Source organism: Stenotrophomonas cyclobalanopsidis (assembly GCF_008710035.1).
In the GTDB taxonomy this organism is placed as follows: Bacteria; Pseudomonadota; Gammaproteobacteria; order Xanthomonadales; family Xanthomonadaceae; genus Stenotrophomonas; species Stenotrophomonas cyclobalanopsidis.
The window spans coordinates 22,410-42,354 of sequence record NZ_VYKI01000025.1 but is presented as its reverse complement, the minus strand read 5'-3'; the positions used below and the strand labels follow the sequence as shown (position 1 = coordinate 42,354).

Genomic DNA, 19,945 nt, shown 5'->3' with positions numbered 1-19,945 from the left:
TTGGCAAGGGGTGCCAGCAGCGCTACACTGGCCCCGCCGTGGGGCCATAGCTCAGCTGGGAGAGCGCGTCGTTCGCAATGACGAGGTCAGGAGTTCGATCCTCCTTGGCTCCACCACTATTCAGTGCGGCAACGCACTCAGAAGGCCGGAACTCCTGAAATGACAGGGCTTCCGGCCTTTTTTGTTGCACGGTTGGCAACGGAATCGGCCACGAGGACACGCGGGTGATCGGGAAAAACGCACGGACGCTGATTGCTGCGACTGTCCTTCTGGCCATCGGGGCCTACGCCATCTGGTCGGGCGACGGCCGTGACCACTGCACCGCCGCCGGTGCGCGCACGCCCGCAGCGAACCCCTCCTCCCCGAAAGCGCCCGCCGCGCCAGGCCTGCACGCTGCCGGCCCTGCGACCGCCGCCCCGCCGCGCCCGCAGGCATTCGCGTTCGGCGATCTCAAGGCACGGGCGCAGTCAGGGGACGCGGTTTCCCAGCGTGAACTGGCTGAACTCTACGAGCGCTGCTTCGCGGTCAACATCGCACCAGAAAACTACCTGCCGGGCTACGAAGTCATGGCCCGCCACAGCCGGTACCCGGAGGAAACGGCAGAAATGATGCGCACTGCCCGTTCCACCGCAGCGTTGTGCGCGAAGGTCGACGGCGGCCAGATCATCCCGATCGAGGCCATCCGCGCTTGGCTTGAGTCTGCAGCCACCCGCGGTGACCTCGCCGCCCAGGCCCGGCTGCTGTTGCTCAACGGCGAGAAACCGGACGCGGCCGCCTACACGCGCCTGATGGACGATGTTGCCAGATCGAAAGACCCGGCCGCCTTGTTCCGGCTTGGCGACCTGGTGGCGTACCCCACAGGCGTCAGCGCCACGGGCCGGTACGCGGACCTCTCTTCCGATCCGATTTCGGGCCATGCGTGGAGCATCGTCGGCTGCCGCATGGGATATGACTGCAGCAGCGGCTCACCGCTGATGGCGTCCGTCTGCCTGTCGGGTGGCGGATGCGCCGGGGAGAACTACGAAGCGTACGTTCGTTCGAGCCTCATCTCCGCGCGCGACGCACGCTTTCTCGACCTGCGCATCCGCGAAGTGTCGGCCCTGCTGGCGCAGCCATAGGCCGGGCGCCAGCGGCCACCGGCGCGCTCAGGCCGGGTCCTGGCTTCCATCCTTGCGCTGCGGCCGGCGCGAATGCGCGTCATGCACCTGCTGGTCGTCCTGGCCCGGCCGCTGCTTTGCCACCTCATCCTGCCGGCGATCCTGGCGGCTTTCCTGGGCACCCTCGCGGGCCTGCTGCTGGTTGGGGTTCTGCTTGTCGTTCATGGGGGCGCTCCGGCCGGCAACAGGCCGGCCCGGTCAACGCACGCTAGACGCGCGCCGGTGATGCGCGGGTCAGGCCGCCGCGAGCGCCGCGTGCAGGGGCGGCATGCAATTCAGGCCTGCACGCATTCGCGCACGGCGAACGGATGCCCACAGGCGCTGCAAGTGGAATGACCGAACGCCAGCGCCAGCAACTGCTCGGCGCGCTGGTCGCCATCGTCGCGCACCTGGTGCATCAGCCATTGCTCGGCCACGCCCACCGGTTCGCCCGGCAACAGTGCAGTCGTCGCCGACGGCGCGCCGAACACCGGATCCTCATGGCACACGTACGGCGCTTCCGCATCCAGCGTGCAGTACAGATCCGCCGAACAGGCTACGCACTCGCCTACGATCTCACCCTCAGCAAGCCGGTCCAGGTGCTGCGACCAGGCCTTCTCGCCACTCAGGCCCAGCCAGGCCTGGCGCAGCCAGCCACGTTCACCGTGACCATCCTCGGACAGCGGCACCGCATCCTTGCCCGTGCCTTGCAGGCGCTTGTGCACCTTGCTGCGCAACGCCTGGATGACATCGCCATGCGGCACCAGCCCAGGGTCGCCCACGTCCGACCCGGCAACGATAGCGCCGGCCAGCAGCAGTGCATCATCTCCGTCGCTGCGCCCGGTCTGCCGCGCGATCGACAACAGCACCGGCAGCGCCGCGTGGCTGGCCGAGTAGACCGTGCCCTGGTGGCACAGGTGCGACCAGATGTCGTTCCAGTCCTGCTGGTGCTGCGGGTCCATCATCGATGCCAGCAGTGCGCCCGCTTCAGACGCGTCGCCGTAGGCACCCTGCAGCGTTGCCCAGTCAATGGCATGAACGTCGGCGCTCTTTGGCATGTCCATCCCTGGTCGATGCAACAGGCGTCCAGCATGACCCATCGGCGGGCAGGTTGGACAGCGCGCTTGTGGCTGCAACGCTCGCGCGGCCAGAATCGGCACATCACCGACGCACAAGGAAGCGCCATGTACCGCCCCACCCTGCTGGCCGCACTGCTGGCCCCGCTGCTGCTCACGACCGGCTGTGCCCACCGCCTGGCCGCTGCGCCGCCGCCGATGCCCGGCTACATCGGCAACTACGAAGCCGTGCGCGCCGCACAGGACGATCCGGCACGCGGTATTTCCGGCATCTTCGCCATGACCGTGCAGGCCATCGGCAGCGACGATGGCCGCATCTACCTCAACAGCGAACGCGACTACCGGCACCCGCTGAACATCACCCTCAACATGGACTCGGCCCTGCGCCCGGGGCTGGAAAGCGCGCTGGGCCTGAAGCTGGACCACCTGCAGAACCGCCGCCTGCTGGTGCGTGGTACCGCGCGCCAGGTCCGCATCGATTTCATCAACGGCAACGGCCAGCCCAGCGGCAGGTATTACTACCAGACGCAGATCAGCGTCAGCGACCCACGGCAGGTACGGTTCGCGCCGTGAGCCGCATTGGCCTGTACCGGCAGCGCCGGGCCATGCCCGGCGAAATACCAACGGCGCCGCGCTGCGCGCTCGGGCGGCGCGGCCCCGCGCTACCCTCACCTGGCGACCAACATCGTCTGGTTGCGCCGGTCAATGCCCGGCGAAATGCCAACGGCGCCGCGCTGCGCGCTCGCAGGGCGCGGCCCCGCGGTACCCTCACCGGGCGACCAACATCGTCTGGTTGCGCCGGGCCATGCCCGGCGAAATGCCAACAGCGCCGCGCTGCGCGCTCGCAGGGCGCGGCCCCGCGCTACCCTCACCGGGCGACCAACATCGTCTGGTTGCGCCGGGGCATGCCCGGCGAAATACCAACGGCGCCGCGCTGCGCGCTCGCGGGGCGCGGCCCCGCGCTACCCTCACCTGGCGACCAACATCGTCTGGTTGCGCCGGGGCATGCCCAGCGAAATACCAAAGGAGCCGCGCTGCGCGCTCGCGGCGCGCGGCCCCGCGCTACCCTGACCTGGCGACCAACATCGTCTGGTTGCGCCGGGGCATGCCCGGCGAAATACCAGAGGCCCCGCGCTACCCGCTGCGGCTGCCTGCAGGGCACCGAGGATCAAGCACTTGCGCGCGCGCAGACGGCAATGTGAAGGTTTTTTGCCAAAACGCTTGCCGAATGCGGTCTACCTCCGTAACATGCGCGTCCTCGGCAGCGACCTCGCTGCAACGAAACAAGTGGCCGAGTAGCTCAGTTGGTAGAGCAGGGGATTGAAAATCCCCGTGTCGGCGGTTCGATTCCGTCCTCGGCCACCACTTTCGAAGGCCTGCAGAAATGCAGGTCTTTTTTTTCCGGCCACTGCGTCCGCGCGGTTGGCTAGCCAAACTGGCCGAGTAGCTCAGTTGGTAGAGCAGGGGATTGAAAATCCCCGTGTCGGCGGTTCGATTCCGTCCTCGGCCACCAGTTTGAAGACCTGCTGAAATGCAGGTCTTTTTTTTGCCCACTCGCGGCATTCACACCCCACCGCCGCCACTCGCCTACGCTCGAAGCTCTCGCCCGGAGCCTTCCCATGTCGATGCGTCTTCGCCCTGCCCTGTTCACCTGCCTGCTGCTGGCCGCCGCGCCCACGTTCGCCGCCGAACCCGTGCGCGCGGTCGAGGCCCTGGACATCGATCGCTATGCCGGCCAATGGCACGAAATCGCGCATCTGCCGGTGTCGTTCCAGAAGCAGTGCGTGGGTGATATCACCGCCAACTACGGGCTGCGCCGCGATGGCCGCATCAGCGTCACCAATGCCTGCCGCAACCGCGAGGGCGAACGGGTGGTGGCCGATGGCGTGGCACGCCCGGTAGAAGGCCAGCCCGGCCAGCTGCAGGTGCGCTTCGCCCCGGACTGGCTGAGCTGGGTCCCGCTGGTCTGGGCCGACTACTGGGTCATCGCGCTGGACCCTGAGTACCAGTGGGCGGTCGTCGGTGAACCCGACCGCAGGTACCTGTGGATCCTCTCGCGCCTGCCGGAGATGGACCGCACGCTGTTCGAGCAGCTCAAGGCCAAGGCCGTAGCGATGGGCTACGACCTGGCGCCGCTGAAGATCATGGCCCCGCTGCGCGATCCCGCGCCCACGCCGGCCGACTGAACCCGGGCCCTCCCGCCACGCATGGAGCACCCCTGCGGGCGCTTCGCGCGCGGCTGCGCGTCGCGCCCCTGCGGTTAATGTTCACGCGCTACCCTCTGCGACGGGTCGCCACGGGCGATCCATTCCACCATACGCCGTAGTATGCTTATCCCACGCACCCCCTATAAAGGACCTGCGCCCATGCTCCACCGTTTCCGTTTCGCCTTGATCGTCCTGTGCACCCTGGCCCTGGCTGCTTGCAGCGATGGCATCGTCAAGCGTGTTTCGGAACCGGCGGCCAGCCTTCAGCAGCTCACCGTGGGCGCCGACGGCAACTGGACCGTGGCCCTGCGCCTGCAGAACTACAGCTCGATGCCCATGACCTTCGACGATGTCTCGCTGACCCTGACCGTCGGCGACACCGAAGCAGGCACCCTGCAGGCCAAGCCGGCCATCTCCATCGGCGGCACCTCGGCCGACGTCATCAACCTCAACCTGGTGCCCAGCTCCGGCGCGCGCCTGGTCGTGGCCGACGCCCTGGCCGGCAACCGCACCCTGGCCTATGGCCTGAAGGGCACGGTGGCCGCCACCCCGCAGGAAAAGAAGCAGCGCAGCTTCGACATCAGCGGCCGCAGCACCCTCAACCAGGCCCCGGGCCTGCCCGGCGTGCTGCGCTGAGATTCCCCTTTCGCCGCGGCATCGCCTGCCGCGCCCTTTTGTCCTGATCGAGACGTCACCGATGAGCAGCTACACCGCCCCGCTTTCCGACCTCCGTTTCGCCCTGCACGACGTGCTCAAGGTCGAACCGCTGTTCGCCCGCCTGGGTTTCACCGACGCCACCGCCGACGTGGTCGATGCCGTGCTGGAAGAAGCCGGCCGTTTCAGCGCCAGCGTGCTGGCGCCGCTCAACAGCGTGGGCGACGAGATCGGCTGCGTGCTCGATCAGGCCACCGGTGAAGTGACCACCCCGCCCGGCTTCAAGCAGGCCTACGACCAGTTCGTCGATGGCGGCTGGACCGGCCTGACCGCGGCCCCGGAACTGGGTGGCCAGGGCCTGCCGCACACCCTGGGCGTGTCGCTGAACGAGATGATCAACGCCGCCAACCTGGCCTGGGGCAACTTCCCGCTGCTCTCCCATGGCGCCATCGAAGCGCTGAAGCAGCACGGCGAGGCCTGGCAGCATGACGCCTTCCTCAAGCCGCTGATCGAAGGCCGCTGGACCGGCACCATGTGCCTGACCGAACCGCATTGCGGCACCGACCTGGGCCTGCTGAAGACCAAGGCCGAACCGAATGCCGATGGCAGCTACGCGATCACCGGCACCAAGATCTTCATCACTGCCGGCGAGCACGACCTGACCGAGAACATCGTGCATCTGGTGCTGGCCAAGCTGCCCGACGCCCCTCCGGGCGCCAAGGGCATCTCGCTGTTCGTCACCCCCAAGTACAAGGTCGACCGCGATGGCAACGTCGGCGAGCGCAACGCACTGCGCTGCGGCTCGATCGAGCACAAGATGGGCATCAAGGGTTCGGTCACCTGCGTGATGAACTTCGACGGTGCCCAGGGTTACCTGGTCGGCCAGCCGCACAAGGGCCTGCAGGCGATGTTCACCATGATGAACACCGCGCGCCTGGGCGTCGGCCTGCAGGGCATCGGCCTGTCCGAGCGCGCCTACCAGAACGCGCTGAAGTACAGCCGTGAGCGCCTGCAGTCGCGCGCGCTCAGCGGCGCGAAGTTCCCGGAGAAGGCCGCCGACCCGATCCTGGTGCACCCGGACGTGCGGCGCATGCTGCTGACCATCAAGTCGCTGGTCGAAGGCAGCCGCCTGCTGGCATTGCACGCCGCCACGCTCATCGATGTGGCGCACAGCGCCGACGATGCCGCCGAGCGTGAGCGCGCCGACACCCTGGTCAGCTTCCTCACCCCGATCTCCAAGGCCTGCCAGACCGAATGGGGCATCGAGAACACCTACAACGCCCTGCAGTGCTTCGGTGGCCACGGCTACATCCGCGAGCACGGCATGGAGCAGCTGGCCCGCGATGCACGCATCACCACGCTGTATGAAGGCACCACCGGCATCCAGGCGCTGGACCTGATCGGTCGCAAGACTGCGTCCAGCCAGGGCGCCGGCCTGAAGCTGATGTTGGCCGAGATCGAAGCCTTCGCGAAGGAACACGAAGGCAACGAGGCACTGGCCGAGTTCATCGGCCCGCTGCAGGCCAAGGCCGCCGAGTGGGGCACGCTGACCATGGACGTGCTCAAGCGCGCCGCCGGCAACCCGGACGAACTGGGCGCGGCCAGCTACGACTACCTGTTCTATTCGGGTTACGTGGTGCTGGCCTACTGGTGGGCCCGCAGCGTGGCCGCCGCCGACGCCAGCGCGCACGGCGCCGCCTTCGCCCAGGGCAAGCGCGAAACCGCCCGCTTCTACTTCGCCCGCGTGCTGCCGCGCACCCTCGCCCATGCCGCCGCGATGCAGGCCGGCGCCGCCCCGCTGATGGCCATGGACGACGAGCGCTTCGGCGCCTGACCCCACGGGGTCGGATCCCTTTGCCAATGGGAAAGGGCTCTGACCCCAGCCTTGACGCCCCGGCAGATCGAGGAATGCGCGGACCCGAATCATTGCGATTTGGATATCGCCCACCAGGCGATATCCAAATCGCAATGATTCGGGTATAAGCTGTTTTCCCGATGGAGACAGACACTACACGCTTGGGTCTGATCGAAGCCGGAGCCTCGATTTCTGCTCCGGGCGCCGCGTCATCGCCCAATGCCAGCCCGTTGCATCGCCCCGGCACCGTCCGCCTGCTCTCGCTTGACGCCCACGGACGCGTCCTGGATTGGATCACCTGGCAGGACGCCGCCTGTCTCTACGCCCGCAATGCGGTGTCCTGGACACTGGGCGACCCGTGCCTGCACATCCACGGCGGCACCAACCGGCTCAGCGGCCTGCAGAGCGGCATGGACCTGCATCCGATCATCGCCGCCCGCGGCCACGCCCGCTCGCGCGCCCCGGACCCCACGCCAAACCTGACCAACCCGGCCCTGTTCGCCCGCGACGCCCACCTGTGCCTGTACTGCGGCCAGCAGTTCAACCGCCCCACCCTCACCCGCGACCACGTCATGCCGCTGTCCAAGGGCGGCCTGGACTGCTGGGAAAACGTGGTCACCGCCTGCTTCCAGTGCAACTCGCGCAAGAGCAACCGCACCCCGCAGCAGGCCAACATGCCCCTGCTGGCCATCCCCTACCGGCCCAGCTGGATCGAGCACCTGATCCTCTCCAACCGCAACATCCTGGCCGACCAGATGGCCTTCCTGAAGGCGCAGCTGCCCAAGCGATCCAAGCTCAGCACCTGAACACCGGCACCGGCAACCCTCACCGTCCTGTCACGGGCGGCGGCGTTTGCTTGCCCCACCCCCGATTGAGGGCGAAAATGGGCGTTCAGAACAAGTGCGAACACGATGATCGACTCTGCCCGCTATCCCCGCCTCGCGCGCATCCAGACGCCCGATGACCTGCGCACGTTCGACGAATCCGAAATGCGCGCGGTCGCCGATGAGCTGCGCGCCTACCTGATCGAATCGGTGGGCAAGAGCGGTGGCCATTTCGCCGCCGGCCTGGGCGTGATCGAACTCACCGTGGCCCTGCACTACCTGTACCAGACCCCGCACGACCAGCTGGTCTGGGACGTCGGCCACCAGACGTACCCGCACAAGATCCTCACCGGCCGCCGCGACGAGATCCACACCGTCAAGCAGAAGGACGGCGTGGCGCCGTTCCCCAAGCGCGAGGAAAGCGAGTACGACACCTTCGGCGTAGGCCATTCCTCCACCTCGATCTCGGCGGCGCTGGGCATGGCCATCGCGCGCCAGTCGCAGGGCGATGACCGCAAGGTCGTGGCCGTCATCGGCGACGGCGCGATGACCGCCGGCATGGCCTTCGAGGCGCTGATGCATGCCGGCGGCATGGATCCGGAACCGAACCTGCTGGTGATCCTCAACGACAACAACATGTCGATCTCCGAGGCCGTCGGCGGGCTGACCAAGATGCTCGGCCGCGCCACCGGCAGCCGCACGCTCAACGCGCTGCGCGAAGGCGGCAAGAAGATCCTCGGCGACAAGAAGAACAACCCCGCGCGCTTCGTCAAGCGCTGGGAAGAACACTGGAAAGGCATGTTCGTGCCGTCCACCATGTTCGAGGAAATGGGCTTCCACTACACCGGTCCGATCGACGGCCACGACATGCCTGCCCTGCTGTCCACGCTGAAGACGCTACGCGCCTCCAAGGGCCCGAAGCTGCTGCACGTGATGACTACCAAGGGCAAGGGTTACGAGCCGGCCGAGGGCGACCAGATCGGATACCACGCGGTCGGTCCGTTCGATCCGGACAAGGGCCTGGTCGCCAAGACCGGCGCCAGGAAGCCGACCTATACCGATGTGTTCAGCGACTGGCTGTGCGATGCCGCCGCCGCCGAGCCGCGCCTGTACGGCATCACCCCGGCGATGCGCGAAGGCTCCGGCCTGGTGCGCTTCAGCAGGGAATACCCGCAGCGCTACTTCGACGTGGCCATCGCCGAACAGCATGCGGTGACCCTGGCCGCGGGCATGGCCACCCAGGGCGGCAAGCCGGTGGTGGCGATCTACTCCACCTTCCTGCAGCGCGCATACGACCAGCTGGTGCATGACGTGGCCATCCAGGACCTGGACGTGCTGTTTGCGATCGACCGCGCCGGCGTCGTCGGCCCGGACGGTGCAACCCATGCCGGCAACCTCGACCTGAGCTTCCTGCGCTGCGTGCCGAACATGGTGGTGATGGCGCCGTCCAACGAAGCCGAATGCCGGCAGATGCTGAGCACCGGCCTGCAGCACCCGGGCCCGGCCGCCGTGCGCTACCCGCGTGGCACCGGCACCGGCGTCGATGCCGGCAGCGACCTGTCGACCCTGCCGATCGGCAAGGGCGAACTGCGCGTGCAGGGCAGCCGCGTCGCGCTGCTTGCCTTCGGCAGCAGCGTGGCCGCCGCCGAACAGGTCGGCCGCGAGCTGGGCCTGAGCGTGGTCAACATGCGCTTCATCAAGCCGCTGGACCGCGAGCTGGTGCTGGCCATGGCCAACAGCCACGATGGCCTGGTGACGATCGAGGACAACGTGGTGGCCGGCGGCGCCGGCTCGGCCGTGGCCGAACTGCTGAATGCCGAAGAGGTGCTGCGCCCGATCCTGCACCTGGGCCTGCCTGATGCCTTCCAGCACCACGCCAGCCGCGAGGACCTGCTGGCCGAAGCCGGTATCGATGCCGCCGGCATCCGCGCCGCAGTGCTCAAGCGCTGGCCGAAGCTGGCCAGCGGTACGCCGCCGCTGAGCGCGGCGAGCTGAGTAGATCCACGCCATGCGTGGATGAGGGGTCAGAGCCCTTTCCTGCGGGAAGGGCTCTGACCCCAGCCTCAGCCGTAGCTGATCGCCTCGACAAACGCGCCACTGGCTTCCACGCGCACCGCTGCACGCTGGCCGGTGTCGGTGAAATGCAGACGCGCGAGGGTTTCGGCGAAATCGAAGGCGCGGACACCGTCGCGGAACTCGATCGGTTCCGGCTTGTCCGGGTGCAGCACGCGCCACTGGCGCTGCTCACATTGCAGACGGATCAACATGCGTTGCTCACTCCTTGAACAGCGTCTCGATGACGGTGGGCACACCGGGAGGCGCACTGCCCCCGGGTGCCGACGATACGAGGAATGAACTGTGACCGCCATCAGATTAATCTGAATCTCGACGACGATAACGCCACCATCGTCCAATCAGTTGATCTGGAACTGGGCCCGGCAGCCGTCGCTGACCCACACACCCCGGCGGTCCCAGCCCCAGGTGCGGCCTTCCACGCAGGGGCTGCGGGAATCCTGCTTGACCAGGCGCACGTCGCGGCGGATGCGCGCGTCGCAGTACTTCTGCCGGCGATCGTTGGAATGGCAGGCGATCACCTGGCCTCCGTTGCCGCCCCAGCCGCCGCCATGGCCCCAGCCACCGCCGCGCGATTCACCCACGAACTCGGCGCGGCAGCCCTGGGTCACCCACACACCGCCGCGCGACCGGCCCCAGGTACGGCCCTCCACGCACGCCGAACCGGACAACTGCCGGATCAGCCGCGGACGCCCATCCAGGCGGCATTCGTTGCTGCGGTTCTTGACCGACTCGCAGCGCACGATGCCGCTGCCACGGTTGTCGTAGCGGTCGTCATGGCCATAACCCTGCGCCTGCGCGGCACCGGCGGCTGCCAGCATCGGCAGCACCAGGCACGCCACGCTACCCCACCCCAGCCCCCAGCCCGATCCCTTGCCCATTACCATTTCTCCCGATGAATACGATGGCGCCAGCATCCGGGATTCCGCGCGCGACGCACAGAGGGGGCACGCGGCGTGATTCCCATTCCGTTCAAGCAACCCAACCGGGCCTGACCGGGCCAGTGCGTGCGCCAACGATCAGTGGCCAATGGCAACGCCGCCCTGCGGCGTGCCCAGCTTCTCCTCGAACGCATAGGCAAACAGTTCGGCGTCATTGCTGATGCCGAGCTTGCGCATGGCCGACTGACGCTGCCGGCTGATGGTGCTGACGGTCCGCCGCAACTGCGCGGCGATCTCGGTGATCGACGGACCGGACACATACAGGCGCAGGACCTCCAGCTCCTTCGGCGACAGCACCGACAGCGACCGCTCGCGCCCGGCATCCTGCAGGCAGGGCGCCAGCACGGGGTCCAGGTAGAGGCGCCCCGCCAGCACCACGTCGACCGCTTCGCGCACATTGTCCGCGCCACTGCCCTTGTGGACCAGGCCGCGCACGCCCGAGCGCAGGGCCATGTGCAGCGAGGTCGCGTTGGTGATCATGGTGACCAGGATCACCGGCACATCAGGGTGATTGCGACGCAGCGCCTGCAACATCGCGTGGCCATCGGAGCGTCTGCCACCAGGCATGGAGAAATCGGTCACCACCAGGTCCACCGGCTCGCTGGCCAGGCAGGAGAGCAGCTGTTCGGCGCTGTGCGCCTCCGCCACGACGCGGTGCCGGCCGCCGGCCTCGACCACCACGCGGGTACCCAGCAGCACGATCGGATGATCGTCTGCGATGGCAATTCGAGTGAGCATGATGATTATCCCTGTGCAGCCACGCCGCAATGCGCAGCGAGGACGCTAATAATCAATCGGCAGGCCGTCAACTTAACATTGCATCTTTTCAATAATCCTCAGAACAAAGACATTTGCGGGTTTCAACTAATTGCATAAACCAACGCAAACCGAAAACAAAGCGCAACTTTCCCAATAGTTTCATGGCCCGGAATTCGGAAAAACGATTAGATGGCGATCCCCGATCATTCACTGCGCCGAGCCCCATGGTCCGATTCCGTCGCTCATCTTTCGAGGATCCCAGCGAGCTGTTCGCGCCGCCACCGATGGCGCCAGCGACACTGCCGTCGGCCGCCCTGCCGTTCGTGCAGCAGCTGCGCATCCACCTCGCTGGCGACACCGCGGTGCCGCGCCGGCCTGCCTACGCGGCAGTCATCCATGACGATGCGACGGTGTGCTGGCTGGATGCGAAGAACGACCGCTTGATGACCACGGCGCCCGCGCCGATCGCACTGACCCTGCTGCAGAAACTGCTGGCCGAGGAGCACCCCGCGTTGAGCCTGGCACCGGTGCCGCAGGAGTTGTTCGAGCAGCGCGCGACCGTGTCCAGCAACCTGCCACTGCGCCCGACATTGTGGAACATCGGGCTGGCCGCAACGCGGCTCGACCGGCTGATGCACCCGCTGCAGCTGGACGCAAAGCTGCGCCTGCGCCGCTGGCCGGATTTCCGCATCCTCGCGCACCGCCCCGACCACTTCCGTCTCTGTGCGCTGCTGATCAAACAGGGCGCCTCGGTGCAGGCGTGCTGCGAAATTCTCGACATGCCGCAACGCGCGGTGCAGTCGTTCTTCAACGCCGCCTTCCTCACCGCCTATGCCTTTCCGGTCATGGGCGAGGACGCACCGGTCCGCCCCTCGCCCACCGACGGCCTCGTCAACCTGTGGCGCCAACTTCGTATCCGCTGGAGTGCATGACCGTGCGTGAGCACAAAATCGTAGTAATGGGCCCGCTCGGTGCCGGCAAATCCACCCTCGTGCAGACCCTTACCCAAGGCAAGGCGGTGGTGACCGAAGCCCGCAACACCGACCCCAGCGTCGGCAAGGAGTACACCACTGTGGCGATGGATTATGGCGACATCGACCTGCCCGGGGGTGACCGCCTGCGCCTGTATGGCTCGCCCGGGCAGGAACGCTTCTCGTACATCTGGCCGATCCTGCTGGCAGGTGCCGAAGGCGCGATCGTGCTGGTCGATGGCAGCAAGTGCGTCAACGCCACCCTCGCCGGCCAGCATCTGCAGGCGATTGCCGAACACGCGCCCACCCTGCCGGTGGTCATCGGCATCACCAAGTGCGGGCGCACCGACGACCCGGTCCTGCCGCACTGGCAGGCGTGGCTGGGCGAGCACGCGCCGCACCTGCCCGCATTGCCGCTGGACCCGCGCGACATGAAGCAGGCCATCACCGCCATGGATCTGCTGATGAGCCAGATCGAATGCAACGCCATGACGACCGCCGATGAATGACTCCCTCCACGCCGCAGCGGCATTGAATGCGTTGGCGCGCGACGTATCCGGCGTACAGGCCATCGTTGTTGCCAGCGCCGACGGCTTCGCGCTCGCGCAGGCCGGCCCCAAGGGCAACGTCGCCGACCGTCTGGCCGCGATGACCAGCTCGATGCTGGGCCTGGCCAGCGCACTCGGCCGCGAACTGCGCTTTGGCGAGCTGGACACGCTGATCCTCGATGCCGCCGACGGCAAGGTGCTGATGCTGGCCATTCCCGGAACGCAGCCGCGGCTGCTGATGACCGCGTGCGACCACAGCTGCGTCATCGGCAATGCCCTGTGGCACGCCAAGCAGTGCGTGCGCACGCTGGCCGACAACACGACACGATGAATGTCCCTCTCTCTGCTCAGACGACTGTTTTCCTCCAAACACCCGCAACGGACCATTGAAATGAATACCGCAATCAACAAATGCCTGGACACGCTCATGCAGATCAACGGCGCGCAAGCCGTCGCTCTGGTCGATTATGAAAGCGGCATGCTGCTCGGCAACGCCGGCTCCGGCGTGGACATGGAGCTGGCCGCGGCCGGCAACACCGAAGTGCTGCGTGCCAAGATGAAGACCGCTGAGGCACTGAACCTCAACGACAACATCGAGGACATCCTGATCACCCTGGGCCGCGCCTATCACGTGCTGCGCCCGGTGTCGGCCAAGAAGGGTCTGTTCTTCTACGTCGTGCTCGACCGGCAGAAGGCCAACCTCGCGCTGGCCCGCCGCATGGTGCTGGACGTGGAAAGCTCGCTGGCGCTGTAACGCACGGCCGGCAGACGACAGGAAGGGGAAGGGAATGCCGGGGCCGCTGGGGAGAGCGGCCCCGGCCCGTGGGATGTCGTCCTGCGGCATTTACTGCACTGGAGCCAACGCCATGCGGCACGCTTCCACACCACCCGCAGACGACATGCAGCCACCCCGGGCACGGCCTTGGGTGGCTTTCTTGGTTGCTGCGGCATGGATCACGCTTTACGCCGTTATCCTGCTGATGCCTTTGACACGCAGCGACAGCCAACGAGCACGACTGCACGCCACCGTGACCAGTCTTGCCTCTGTGATCCAGGCGATCGAAACCAGCTACGCCGAGGACGATCTGGAACCCGGGGACCGGCACCTGGGCTTGCCTGCCAGTGCCGCGTTCTGCGCGCATCTCAGGCTGCACCTCCCACACACGGGGCACGCCCGCCTGAGCTGCGAGCTGCAAGAGGACGCACGCGTGCACGGCACGCTGGTACTGCGTCGCAGCCCACACGGTGCGTGGCATTGCGAAGCCGACGTTGCAGATCCGCAACTGTTGCCCGCGGCGTGCAGTGCTGTTGCATTCAAGTAATCGTAATTGCATCGGTGCCGCGACACTTTTACCAATCCTTGAATATCGATCCGGATGTTCTGGTGATTATCTATGGCCACGCACTGGAACACGCGTTCCACAGCGCCCCACTAAATACACCAGCCATGGAGGATCATGATGAATATCCCTGACACGAACGCGCGTCGCACACCCACTAGCCTTTCCCGACAGAGAGGTTTCTCGCTCATCGAGCTGATGGTGGTGGTGGCGATCATCGGCATCCTGGCAATGATCGCGTTGCCGCAGTACCAGTCGTTCTCGGCCAAGGCCAAGCTGGCTGCTGCATTGGCCGAAGTGGCGCCTGGTAAAGTCGGAGTGGAAGCGCTGCTCGCAGAAGGCACGGACGTCAGCTCCGTGAGTCCGCAAGCGCTTGGGTTGCCGATGGCTGGGTCGCGGTGCAAGTCCTTCGATGCATCACTGGATGGCCTGGCCGGCACCAGCAGCCTTGTCTGCAAACTCAAGAACGATTCCAGCTACGGCACAGGCGACCAAACGCTCACCCTCGTCCGCAGCAGGTCTGGCGTCTGGAGCTGCGAGAGCACTATCAGCGACGAGGAGCTGCTGCCTGAGCCCTGCCGCAGCTGACCGCGACAAATCCCGAGGGGGTGACCCCATGAAAGGGGCGCCCTCCGTTGACCCGCACGCTCACCAGCTGGAAAGCCTACATGTATATTTCCGTTCCGCCAGCATCGTATCCGCCGGCGAAGGCAATCCGGAACCACGGATTCACGCTTATCGAACTGATGGTGGTGGTTGCGATCATCAGTATTCTCGGCATGATCGCCCTGCCCCAATACCAGCGATTCGCCACGAAAGCCAAGCTCAGCGGTGCGCTGTCCGAGCTCGCCAGCGGCAAAGCCGGTGTAGAGACATTTATTTCCGAAGGGTGGGATACAGATGACACCAGCGTCCCGATGCCGGAAAAATTCGGCCTGCCGCAGACCGGGGCGCATTGCCAGAGCTTCGAGATATCACGCACCTCTGACACGTTGCACATCAAATGCAACATAAGACCAGACAAGCATCTCAGACGGGTGCACTTGAGTCTTGAGCGGTCCACTGCGCCCTCTGGATGGAAGTGCAGAGCATCCCTGGGCATCGATGAGACTCTGCTCCCTGAATCGTGCCGACGCTTCTGACCACAATTTCGCCTGACATGCGCATTTTCAACGCTACAGCTCAGCAGCAATACTTCTGGCACTTCTGATGGCTGACGGAAACAATGGATGGCGCCTGCCCTCCGCCACGCTGGTCATCGCCGACGCCAATTATTGGATCCGCAATGAGCTACGGTTACATATTCACCCGGTGCTGGAAACTGAAACAATCCATGAAGTGCGGTCGCCCTCGGAAGTACTGACGCACATCGCCGACCCACGGTGCCGTGCGCTGGTGATCGACCCCTGTATGCCGACCATCGGCCAGACCGACGGCATTCCGCTTCTGCGCAGGGTCTGCTGCCTGCGCCGTGACCTGCAGATCCTGGTGCTCGCCCGACAACCGCAGCAATTACTGCGCGACAAGGCGTTTCCCAGGCAGATCCGCCACGTCTACGGCAAGAACATCAGCGCGACCTGGCTGTGCCGCTTCGTCGACCGGGCCCTGGCACAGGCCGAAGCCGCCTGACCTTCGTGCGCCGCCGCATTAGTGGCTGAAATGAACCGCGTCCACGGTGTTGCCCAGGGCCTCCACGCGCACCGTGCTGTCCTGGCCGGTGCGGCGGTGGTGGTCGCTGGCGCGCCGCAGGGCGGCATCGAAGGCGGCGGCGCCGCTGGCGAAGGATTCGGCGACCGCAGTCGCCGGGTCCAGAACGGACCACTGTGCGGCACTGCATTTGACGGTAATGACCATGGTGGACTCCTTGAAGGGAACGGGCAGCGGCGCCGGTGCGCCTGCGGTTGCCGTCCACCCTAGGCAGGCCATCAGGGAGTGCCTATCAGATTAGTACGAAAATTCCTGACCAGAACGTCAGAACTCCACCCCCGTCACATCCCTGAGTCGGTTTAGTGAAAGTTTTTCGTGACCCTTGTCACGAAGTCAGTCGCGCTTCACACTACCGTCACTAACAGGGGCCCCTTCCACATGCGCACCTCGCTTCCGCTGCAGCGTTCGACCTTGCTGAAGTTCTACTTCGTGGCCAGCTATCTGATCCTGTTCGAGGAACTGGTGCGCGCCAGCATCAGCTGAGCGCTTGTCGCCCAGGCGCATGCGACGGACACTAAGGTCCCTGCTCCCGAGGCCACGCCAATGAAGATCGCCTTCCTGCCGGTGCTGCTGATGCTGGCCGCGAGTGGCTGCGCCCAGCCCGCGCCCGAGCCCGCACCTGCGCGCGATCCCGCCATCGCCACGCCCGGTGTCGGTGGCGATCGCGACGCACACGGCTGCATCGGTTCGGCCGGCTACCAGTGGTGCCAGCGCAGCGCACGCTGCGAGCGGCCGTGGGAGCTGGCCCAGGCGCAGGGCCTGGCCAACACCGCCGAGGCCATCGACGCCTGGTGCGCGCTGCCGCCCGCGCCCGCGCGGAAGTAAACTCCCCGCATGTCCGACCTCAGCCCCCTGCCCCGCCTCGAGCCGGGCCGCTACCGCCATTTCAAGGGCGGTCTGTATGAAGTAATCGATATCGTGCGCAGCAGCGAGACCTTGCAGCCGCAGGTGCTGTACCGCGCCCTGTACGGCGACGGCGACCTGTGGGTGCGCCCGTACGCCATGTTCGTCGAGCAGGTACCGGGCGAGCAGGGCCCGCAGCCGCGTTTCGCCCGCATCGAAGGCTGAGTGCCCCTCACATCGTTCGCACGCTGGACCGGCGCATGCTGGCGCGCCTTCCTCTTGTGATGCTCTCATGCGCCTGGTTTCTGTCGCGGTTCTGCTGGTGGCGGCCGTCGGTTCTGCGCGGGCTGACGACTCCCCCGCGCCCGGCTTCGACCGCCCAGGCCTGGGCTTTTCAACCGATACGGTCAAGCCCAGGAGTGTGGCGATGGAATTCGGATTCCCCGCCTACGAACGTGCCCACGATGCGTCGGGGACTTCCCGCGAGTTGACCAGCTCTGTCCTGCTACGCACCGGCCTGACCGAGGCGATGGAACTGCAGGTTCAGGCGTCGCCCTGGAACCGGCGTCGGATGACGACTGCAGGGGCCGCGGCAGCGACCGACGAAGGCAGAGGCGATACAGCGGTGTCGCTGAAGTGGGCCGGACCGGGAAGCACGGAAACGACCTCCTGGGCCTTGCGTGCTTCGGCGGCCATCGACACCGGCAAGTCCTCATTCAGCGACGGCCGTCAGTACGCGCTGGCCGCCAGCGTCGAACACCAATTGAGCGACCGCTGGACGGGCGCCTTCTATGCCAGCCACCAGCGCGGCGCGGGGAGCCACAGTTCCACCTGGTCTCCCAGCGTGTCGTTCGAGGCAACCGAGCGCGTCGGGATATTCATCGAGGCAGGCTTCACGGCGACGAGTGATGAACCCCACGAGGCAGTGGCGGGCGCGGGCGTTACCTGGGCGCTCACCCCACGGATACAGTTCGATGCATCGTTCGATGCAGGGCTGGATGAAAAAAGCCCGGACCTTCAGGCCGGGCTCGGTGTTTCGATATTTCTCGAGTGAGGGGCTGAACGCCCCTTTCTCGCCTTGCCGCACTAGGTGACTTTCTTGGCCACGGTCATGCCGAGCAGGAACAACACGACGGCGATGATGATGCCGGCCCAGAACAGGAACTTGGCGATGCCGACCGATGCGCCGGCAATGCCGCCAAACCCGAGGGCGCCGGCAATGAGGCCGATGATGGCAAAGATGATGGCCCACTTGATCATGTCGATCCTTTTCCCGATAGGGTGTACGAACGGTATGAACAGGTTAAGCCTGCGCCGATGCCCGCCTCGTGAGCGTATCGCGCGCGCGGCGTGAACATTCACCGCGGACGGAATCGCAGCAGCGCGACCGCGAAGCCGAGGAACACGCTGCCGGCCAGGCGCTCGAACCAGCGCTGCGCGAAGGGCCTGGCCAGCCAGCGGCGCAGGCTGTGGCCGCCGGCGGCATACATCACGTACCAGAACAGCTCGCAGCTGGCGAAGGTGGCCACCAGTACGGTGTACTGCAGGCTCTGCGCACGCATGGGATCGACGAACTGCGGCAGGAACGCGGCGGCGAACAGCAGCAGCTTCGGGTTGCTCAGGCCAACCAGCAGGCCACCGCGGAAAACCGCCCCTGCATCGTGTACCGGCTCAGGCAGCGGCTCGCCTGCGCTGGCCGCCCGGGCCGGCCGACAACTGTCGCGCCACGCCTTGATGCCCAGCCATGCCAGGTAGGCCACGCCGAGGTAACGCAGCACCTCGAACAGCATCGGCGAGGAGCGCAGCAGCGCGCTCAGTCCGGCGGCGGAGGCGGCGAGCACCAGCAGCATGGCCAGCAGGCAGCCCGCCATGGCCGGCACGCTGCGGCGGAAACCGAGGCCGACGCTGCGGCCGAGAATATGCAGCATGTTCGGGCCCGGCGTGCCACACAGCACGAAGACCGTGGCGAGGAACCACCACCAGGTTTGCAGGGCCATTGCTGTTCTCGACGCGGGATGCCCACCAGCTTACGGGCTGGCGGCACGCGGCGGTATGTACAGCCCAGTGCGCAATCGACGGTTACAGAAGGCGCCCAGCAAGCGAGGCCGGTCTGTGCTGCAATGCGGCTTCCAGCACGGAGACACGCATGAAGACCCTGGGACTGATCGGCGGCATGAGCTGGGAAAGCTCGGCGCAGTACTACCGCCTCATCAACGAAGATGTCCGCCAGCGACTGGGCGGTGCACACTCGGCGCAGATGCTGCTGTGGTCGGTGGATTTCGCCCGCATCAAGCAGCTGCAGCACGACGGCGACTGGGACGCGCTGGGCGCGGAGATGATCGAAGCCGCGCGACGGCTGCAGGCTGGTGGCGCCGACCTGCTGGTGGTCTGCACCAACACCATGCACAAGCTGGCGCCACAGCTGGAAGCTGCCTGCCCGCTGCCGCTGCTGCACATCGCAGATCCGACGGCCGAGGCCATCCTGCGCACGGGCGCGCGCACGGTCGGTCTGCTCGGCACGGCCTTCACGATGGAAGAAGACTTCTACCGCGGCCGGCTGAGCGAACGCTTCGGGCTGGAGGTGCTGGTGCCGGATGCCGACGACCGCCGCGACGTGCACGACATCATCTACCGCGAGCTGATTGCCGGCGTGGTCAGCGAGGCCTCGCGACAGGTGTATGTGGAAGTGATCCAGCGCCTGGTCGCGCGTGGCGCCGAAGCGATCATCCTGGGCTGCACCGAGATCATGCTGCTGGTCCGCGCGCAGGACAGCCCGGTACCGTTGTTCGACACCACCACCCTGCACGCGCGCGCCGCCGTGGATGCCGCGCTGGCAAGCCCTTTGTAGAGTCGAGCTTGCTCGACTGCGCCCTCGTAGAGTCGAGCTTGCTCGACTGCGCTCTCGTAGAGTCGAGCTTGCTCGACTGCGCTCTCGTAGAGTCGAGGGGGGGGGGGGGGGGGGGCCCCCCGGCCGCGCGCAAGCGACCCACACACCGAACACCGGACAACCA

Annotated in this window: 27 protein-coding genes and 3 tRNA genes; 22 read left to right on the top strand and 8 right to left on the bottom strand. The window is 66.4% G+C overall.

The genetic code is table 11. From position 1 onward, the window contains the following. Positions 1-40: 40 nt before the first annotated feature. Positions 41-116, top strand: a tRNA-Ala gene (locus tag FJU31_RS15750). Between the two features lie 108 nt (positions 117-224). Continuing rightward, entirely contained in the window at positions 225-1,118 is an 894-nt protein-coding gene (locus FJU31_RS15745) for a hypothetical protein (RefSeq protein WP_150455569.1), read from the top strand. Between the two features lie 27 nt (positions 1,119-1,145). Here the strand turns inward: FJU31_RS15745 and FJU31_RS19315 are convergent, their stop codons facing one another. Beyond that, positions 1,146-1,322 (bottom strand): hypothetical protein, encoded by a 177-nt coding sequence (locus tag FJU31_RS19315; protein ID WP_174208691.1) that lies wholly within the window; start codon positions 1,320-1,322, stop codon positions 1,146-1,148. A gap of 110 nt (positions 1,323-1,432) precedes the next feature. Continuing rightward, positions 1,433-2,194 (bottom strand): hypothetical protein, encoded by a 762-nt coding sequence (locus tag FJU31_RS15740; protein WP_150455568.1) that lies wholly within the window; start codon positions 2,192-2,194, stop codon positions 1,433-1,435. Positions 2,195-2,320: 126 nt separating this feature from the next. On the opposite strand from FJU31_RS15740, the gene FJU31_RS15735 reads away from it, so the two are divergent. From FJU31_RS15735 to dxs, 8 genes are all read left to right on the top strand, one after another. After that, a complete protein-coding gene (locus FJU31_RS15735; RefSeq protein ID WP_150455567.1) occupies positions 2,321-2,785 on the top strand; it encodes a hypothetical protein in 465 nt (154 codons plus the stop codon). 716 nt (positions 2,786-3,501) lie between these two features. Next, positions 3,502-3,577: transfer RNA gene (locus tag FJU31_RS15730), tRNA-Phe, on the top strand. A gap of 72 nt (positions 3,578-3,649) precedes the next feature. Then, a tRNA-Phe gene (locus FJU31_RS15725) sits at positions 3,650-3,725 on the top strand. Between the two features lie 112 nt (positions 3,726-3,837). Then, complete coding sequence (locus FJU31_RS15720) at positions 3,838-4,398, top strand: lipocalin family protein (RefSeq protein WP_150455579.1); 561 nt, start codon at positions 3,838-3,840, stop codon at positions 4,396-4,398. Between the two features lie 180 nt (positions 4,399-4,578). Continuing rightward, on the top strand, positions 4,579-5,055 hold the full coding sequence (locus tag FJU31_RS15715) for an LEA/WHy family protein (RefSeq protein ID WP_108769413.1): 477 nt from the start codon (positions 4,579-4,581) through the stop codon (positions 5,053-5,055). 61 nt (positions 5,056-5,116) lie between these two features. Further along, positions 5,117-6,907 carry an acyl-CoA dehydrogenase C-terminal domain-containing protein gene (locus FJU31_RS15710; protein WP_150455566.1) on the top strand — a complete coding sequence of 597 codons (1,791 nt, stop codon included), beginning with the start codon at positions 5,117-5,119 and terminating at the stop codon, positions 6,905-6,907. Positions 6,908-7,068: 161 nt separating this feature from the next. Beyond that, the gene (locus tag FJU31_RS15705) at positions 7,069-7,734 is read left to right on the top strand and encodes an HNH endonuclease (RefSeq protein WP_079222565.1); all 666 of its coding nucleotides are present in this window, start codon (positions 7,069-7,071) and stop codon (positions 7,732-7,734) included. A 105-nt stretch (positions 7,735-7,839) separates the two neighbouring features. Then, the gene (gene dxs / locus FJU31_RS15700) at positions 7,840-9,747 is read left to right on the top strand and encodes a 1-deoxy-D-xylulose-5-phosphate synthase (protein ID WP_150455565.1); all 1,908 of its coding nucleotides are present in this window, start codon (positions 7,840-7,842) and stop codon (positions 9,745-9,747) included. A 68-nt stretch (positions 9,748-9,815) separates the two neighbouring features. On the opposite strand, the gene FJU31_RS15695 is transcribed toward dxs, so the two are convergent. The 3 genes from FJU31_RS15695 to FJU31_RS15685 all read right to left on the bottom strand — a co-directional run bounded on the left by FJU31_RS15695 (position 9,816) and on the right by FJU31_RS15685 (position 11,504). Then, positions 9,816-10,019 (bottom strand): hypothetical protein, encoded by a 204-nt coding sequence (locus FJU31_RS15695; RefSeq protein WP_079222567.1) that lies wholly within the window; start codon positions 10,017-10,019, stop codon positions 9,816-9,818. Between the two features lie 147 nt (positions 10,020-10,166). Continuing rightward, the gene (locus FJU31_RS15690) at positions 10,167-10,706 is read right to left on the bottom strand and encodes a DUF3011 domain-containing protein (protein ID WP_150455564.1); all 540 of its coding nucleotides are present in this window, start codon (positions 10,704-10,706) and stop codon (positions 10,167-10,169) included. 138 nt (positions 10,707-10,844) lie between these two features. Further along, positions 10,845-11,504: a response regulator gene (locus tag FJU31_RS15685; protein WP_150455563.1), complete on the bottom strand. Its 660-nt coding sequence runs from the start codon at positions 11,502-11,504 to the stop codon at positions 10,845-10,847. 245 nt (positions 11,505-11,749) lie between these two features. On the opposite strand from FJU31_RS15685, the gene FJU31_RS15680 reads away from it, so the two are divergent. The 8 genes from FJU31_RS15680 (at position 11,750) to FJU31_RS15645 (ending at position 16,013) form a co-directional block, all read left to right on the top strand. Continuing rightward, positions 11,750-12,457, top strand: a complete 708-nt coding sequence (locus FJU31_RS15680; RefSeq protein ID WP_246161379.1) for a hypothetical protein — start codon at positions 11,750-11,752, stop codon at positions 12,455-12,457. Continuing rightward, positions 12,454-13,005, top strand: a complete 552-nt coding sequence (locus FJU31_RS15675) for a GTP-binding protein (RefSeq protein WP_150455562.1) — start codon at positions 12,454-12,456, stop codon at positions 13,003-13,005. The genes FJU31_RS15680 and FJU31_RS15675 overlap by 4 nt, the downstream gene beginning before the upstream one ends. Then, positions 12,998-13,375: a roadblock/LC7 domain-containing protein gene (locus FJU31_RS15670; RefSeq protein ID WP_150455561.1), complete on the top strand. Its 378-nt coding sequence runs from the start codon at positions 12,998-13,000 to the stop codon at positions 13,373-13,375. The genes FJU31_RS15675 and FJU31_RS15670 overlap by 8 nt, the downstream gene beginning before the upstream one ends. A gap of 60 nt (positions 13,376-13,435) precedes the next feature. Further along, the gene (locus tag FJU31_RS15665) at positions 13,436-13,798 is read left to right on the top strand and encodes a hypothetical protein (protein ID WP_150455560.1); all 363 of its coding nucleotides are present in this window, start codon (positions 13,436-13,438) and stop codon (positions 13,796-13,798) included. 112 nt (positions 13,799-13,910) lie between these two features. Continuing rightward, a complete protein-coding gene (locus FJU31_RS15660) occupies positions 13,911-14,366 on the top strand; it encodes a pilin (RefSeq protein WP_150455559.1) in 456 nt (151 codons plus the stop codon). A 138-nt stretch (positions 14,367-14,504) separates the two neighbouring features. After that, complete coding sequence (locus FJU31_RS19565; RefSeq protein ID WP_150455558.1) at positions 14,505-14,972, top strand: pilin; 468 nt, start codon at positions 14,505-14,507, stop codon at positions 14,970-14,972. Positions 14,973-15,052: 80 nt separating this feature from the next. Further along, on the top strand, positions 15,053-15,526 hold the full coding sequence (locus FJU31_RS15650) for a pilin (protein WP_150455557.1): 474 nt from the start codon (positions 15,053-15,055) through the stop codon (positions 15,524-15,526). Between the two features lie 67 nt (positions 15,527-15,593). Beyond that, the gene (locus tag FJU31_RS15645) at positions 15,594-16,013 is read left to right on the top strand and encodes a hypothetical protein (RefSeq protein ID WP_150455556.1); all 420 of its coding nucleotides are present in this window, start codon (positions 15,594-15,596) and stop codon (positions 16,011-16,013) included. Between the two features lie 18 nt (positions 16,014-16,031). On the opposite strand, the gene FJU31_RS15640 is transcribed toward FJU31_RS15645, so the two are convergent. Further along, complete coding sequence (locus FJU31_RS15640; RefSeq protein WP_150455555.1) at positions 16,032-16,238, bottom strand: hypothetical protein; 207 nt, start codon at positions 16,236-16,238, stop codon at positions 16,032-16,034. A 396-nt stretch (positions 16,239-16,634) separates the two neighbouring features. Between FJU31_RS15640 and FJU31_RS15635 the strand changes: the two genes are divergently transcribed. The 3 genes from FJU31_RS15635 (at position 16,635) to FJU31_RS15625 (ending at position 17,988) form a co-directional block, all read left to right on the top strand. Continuing rightward, positions 16,635-16,916, top strand: a complete 282-nt coding sequence (locus FJU31_RS15635) for a hypothetical protein (protein ID WP_150455554.1) — start codon at positions 16,635-16,637, stop codon at positions 16,914-16,916. A 9-nt stretch (positions 16,917-16,925) separates the two neighbouring features. After that, on the top strand, positions 16,926-17,159 hold the full coding sequence (locus FJU31_RS15630; RefSeq protein ID WP_150455553.1) for a DUF1653 domain-containing protein: 234 nt from the start codon (positions 16,926-16,928) through the stop codon (positions 17,157-17,159). 67 nt (positions 17,160-17,226) lie between these two features. After that, positions 17,227-17,988, top strand: a complete 762-nt coding sequence (locus FJU31_RS15625; RefSeq protein WP_150455552.1) for a transporter — start codon at positions 17,227-17,229, stop codon at positions 17,986-17,988. Between the two features lie 32 nt (positions 17,989-18,020). Here FJU31_RS15625 and FJU31_RS15620 read toward each other — a convergent pair whose 3' ends face one another. Both FJU31_RS15620 and FJU31_RS15615 read right to left on the bottom strand, forming a co-directional pair. Continuing rightward, positions 18,021-18,194: a DUF1328 domain-containing protein gene (locus FJU31_RS15620; protein WP_108769430.1), complete on the bottom strand. Its 174-nt coding sequence runs from the start codon at positions 18,192-18,194 to the stop codon at positions 18,021-18,023. 98 nt (positions 18,195-18,292) lie between these two features. Further along, the gene (locus FJU31_RS15615; protein ID WP_150455551.1) at positions 18,293-18,931 is read right to left on the bottom strand and encodes a LysE family translocator; all 639 of its coding nucleotides are present in this window, start codon (positions 18,929-18,931) and stop codon (positions 18,293-18,295) included. Between the two features lie 149 nt (positions 18,932-19,080). Between FJU31_RS15615 and FJU31_RS15610 the strand changes: the two genes are divergently transcribed. After that, positions 19,081-19,782, top strand: coding sequence for an aspartate/glutamate racemase family protein (locus FJU31_RS15610; RefSeq protein WP_150455550.1), 702 nt, complete (start codon positions 19,081-19,083; stop codon positions 19,780-19,782). The last annotated feature ends 163 nt before the right edge of the window (positions 19,783-19,945 follow it).

Excerpts from the sequence above, each read along its gene's own strand:
- FJU31_RS19315 (WP_174208691.1), bottom strand. The coding sequence starts at position 1,322 with ATGAACGACAAGCAGAACCCCAACCAGCAGCAGGCCCGCGAGGGTGCC.
- FJU31_RS15740 (WP_150455568.1), bottom strand. The coding sequence starts at position 2,194 with ATGCCAAAGAGCGCCGACGTTCATGCCATTGACTGGGCAACGCTGCAG.
- FJU31_RS15735 (WP_150455567.1), top strand. The coding sequence starts at position 2,321 with ATGTACCGCCCCACCCTGCTGGCCGCACTGCTGGCCCCGCTGCTGCTC.
- FJU31_RS15720 (WP_150455579.1), top strand. The coding sequence starts at position 3,838 with ATGCGTCTTCGCCCTGCCCTGTTCACCTGCCTGCTGCTGGCCGCCGCG.
- FJU31_RS15715 (WP_108769413.1), top strand. The coding sequence starts at position 4,579 with ATGCTCCACCGTTTCCGTTTCGCCTTGATCGTCCTGTGCACCCTGGCC.
- FJU31_RS15710 (WP_150455566.1), top strand. The coding sequence starts at position 5,117 with ATGAGCAGCTACACCGCCCCGCTTTCCGACCTCCGTTTCGCCCTGCAC.
- FJU31_RS15705 (WP_079222565.1), top strand. The coding sequence starts at position 7,069 with ATGGAGACAGACACTACACGCTTGGGTCTGATCGAAGCCGGAGCCTCG.
- dxs (WP_150455565.1), top strand. The coding sequence starts at position 7,840 with ATGATCGACTCTGCCCGCTATCCCCGCCTCGCGCGCATCCAGACGCCC.
- FJU31_RS15695 (WP_079222567.1), bottom strand. The coding sequence starts at position 10,019 with ATGTTGATCCGTCTGCAATGTGAGCAGCGCCAGTGGCGCGTGCTGCAC.
- FJU31_RS15690 (WP_150455564.1), bottom strand. The coding sequence starts at position 10,706 with ATGGGCAAGGGATCGGGCTGGGGGCTGGGGTGGGGTAGCGTGGCGTGC.
- FJU31_RS15685 (WP_150455563.1), bottom strand. The coding sequence starts at position 11,504 with ATGCTCACTCGAATTGCCATCGCAGACGATCATCCGATCGTGCTGCTG.
- FJU31_RS15680 (WP_246161379.1), top strand. The coding sequence starts at position 11,750 with ATGGTCCGATTCCGTCGCTCATCTTTCGAGGATCCCAGCGAGCTGTTC.
- FJU31_RS15675 (WP_150455562.1), top strand. The coding sequence starts at position 12,454 with ATGACCGTGCGTGAGCACAAAATCGTAGTAATGGGCCCGCTCGGTGCC.
- FJU31_RS15670 (WP_150455561.1), top strand. The coding sequence starts at position 12,998 with ATGAATGACTCCCTCCACGCCGCAGCGGCATTGAATGCGTTGGCGCGC.
- FJU31_RS15665 (WP_150455560.1), top strand. The coding sequence starts at position 13,436 with ATGAATACCGCAATCAACAAATGCCTGGACACGCTCATGCAGATCAAC.
- FJU31_RS15660 (WP_150455559.1), top strand. The coding sequence starts at position 13,911 with ATGCGGCACGCTTCCACACCACCCGCAGACGACATGCAGCCACCCCGG.
- FJU31_RS19565 (WP_150455558.1), top strand. The coding sequence starts at position 14,505 with ATGAATATCCCTGACACGAACGCGCGTCGCACACCCACTAGCCTTTCC.
- FJU31_RS15650 (WP_150455557.1), top strand. The coding sequence starts at position 15,053 with ATGTATATTTCCGTTCCGCCAGCATCGTATCCGCCGGCGAAGGCAATC.
- FJU31_RS15645 (WP_150455556.1), top strand. The coding sequence starts at position 15,594 with ATGGCTGACGGAAACAATGGATGGCGCCTGCCCTCCGCCACGCTGGTC.
- FJU31_RS15640 (WP_150455555.1), bottom strand. The coding sequence starts at position 16,238 with ATGGTCATTACCGTCAAATGCAGTGCCGCACAGTGGTCCGTTCTGGAC.
- FJU31_RS15635 (WP_150455554.1), top strand. The coding sequence starts at position 16,635 with ATGAAGATCGCCTTCCTGCCGGTGCTGCTGATGCTGGCCGCGAGTGGC.
- FJU31_RS15630 (WP_150455553.1), top strand. The coding sequence starts at position 16,926 with ATGTCCGACCTCAGCCCCCTGCCCCGCCTCGAGCCGGGCCGCTACCGC.
- FJU31_RS15625 (WP_150455552.1), top strand. The coding sequence starts at position 17,227 with ATGCGCCTGGTTTCTGTCGCGGTTCTGCTGGTGGCGGCCGTCGGTTCT.
- FJU31_RS15620 (WP_108769430.1), bottom strand. The coding sequence starts at position 18,194 with ATGATCAAGTGGGCCATCATCTTTGCCATCATCGGCCTCATTGCCGGC.
- FJU31_RS15615 (WP_150455551.1), bottom strand. The coding sequence starts at position 18,931 with ATGGCCCTGCAAACCTGGTGGTGGTTCCTCGCCACGGTCTTCGTGCTG.
- FJU31_RS15610 (WP_150455550.1), top strand. The coding sequence starts at position 19,081 with ATGAAGACCCTGGGACTGATCGGCGGCATGAGCTGGGAAAGCTCGGCG.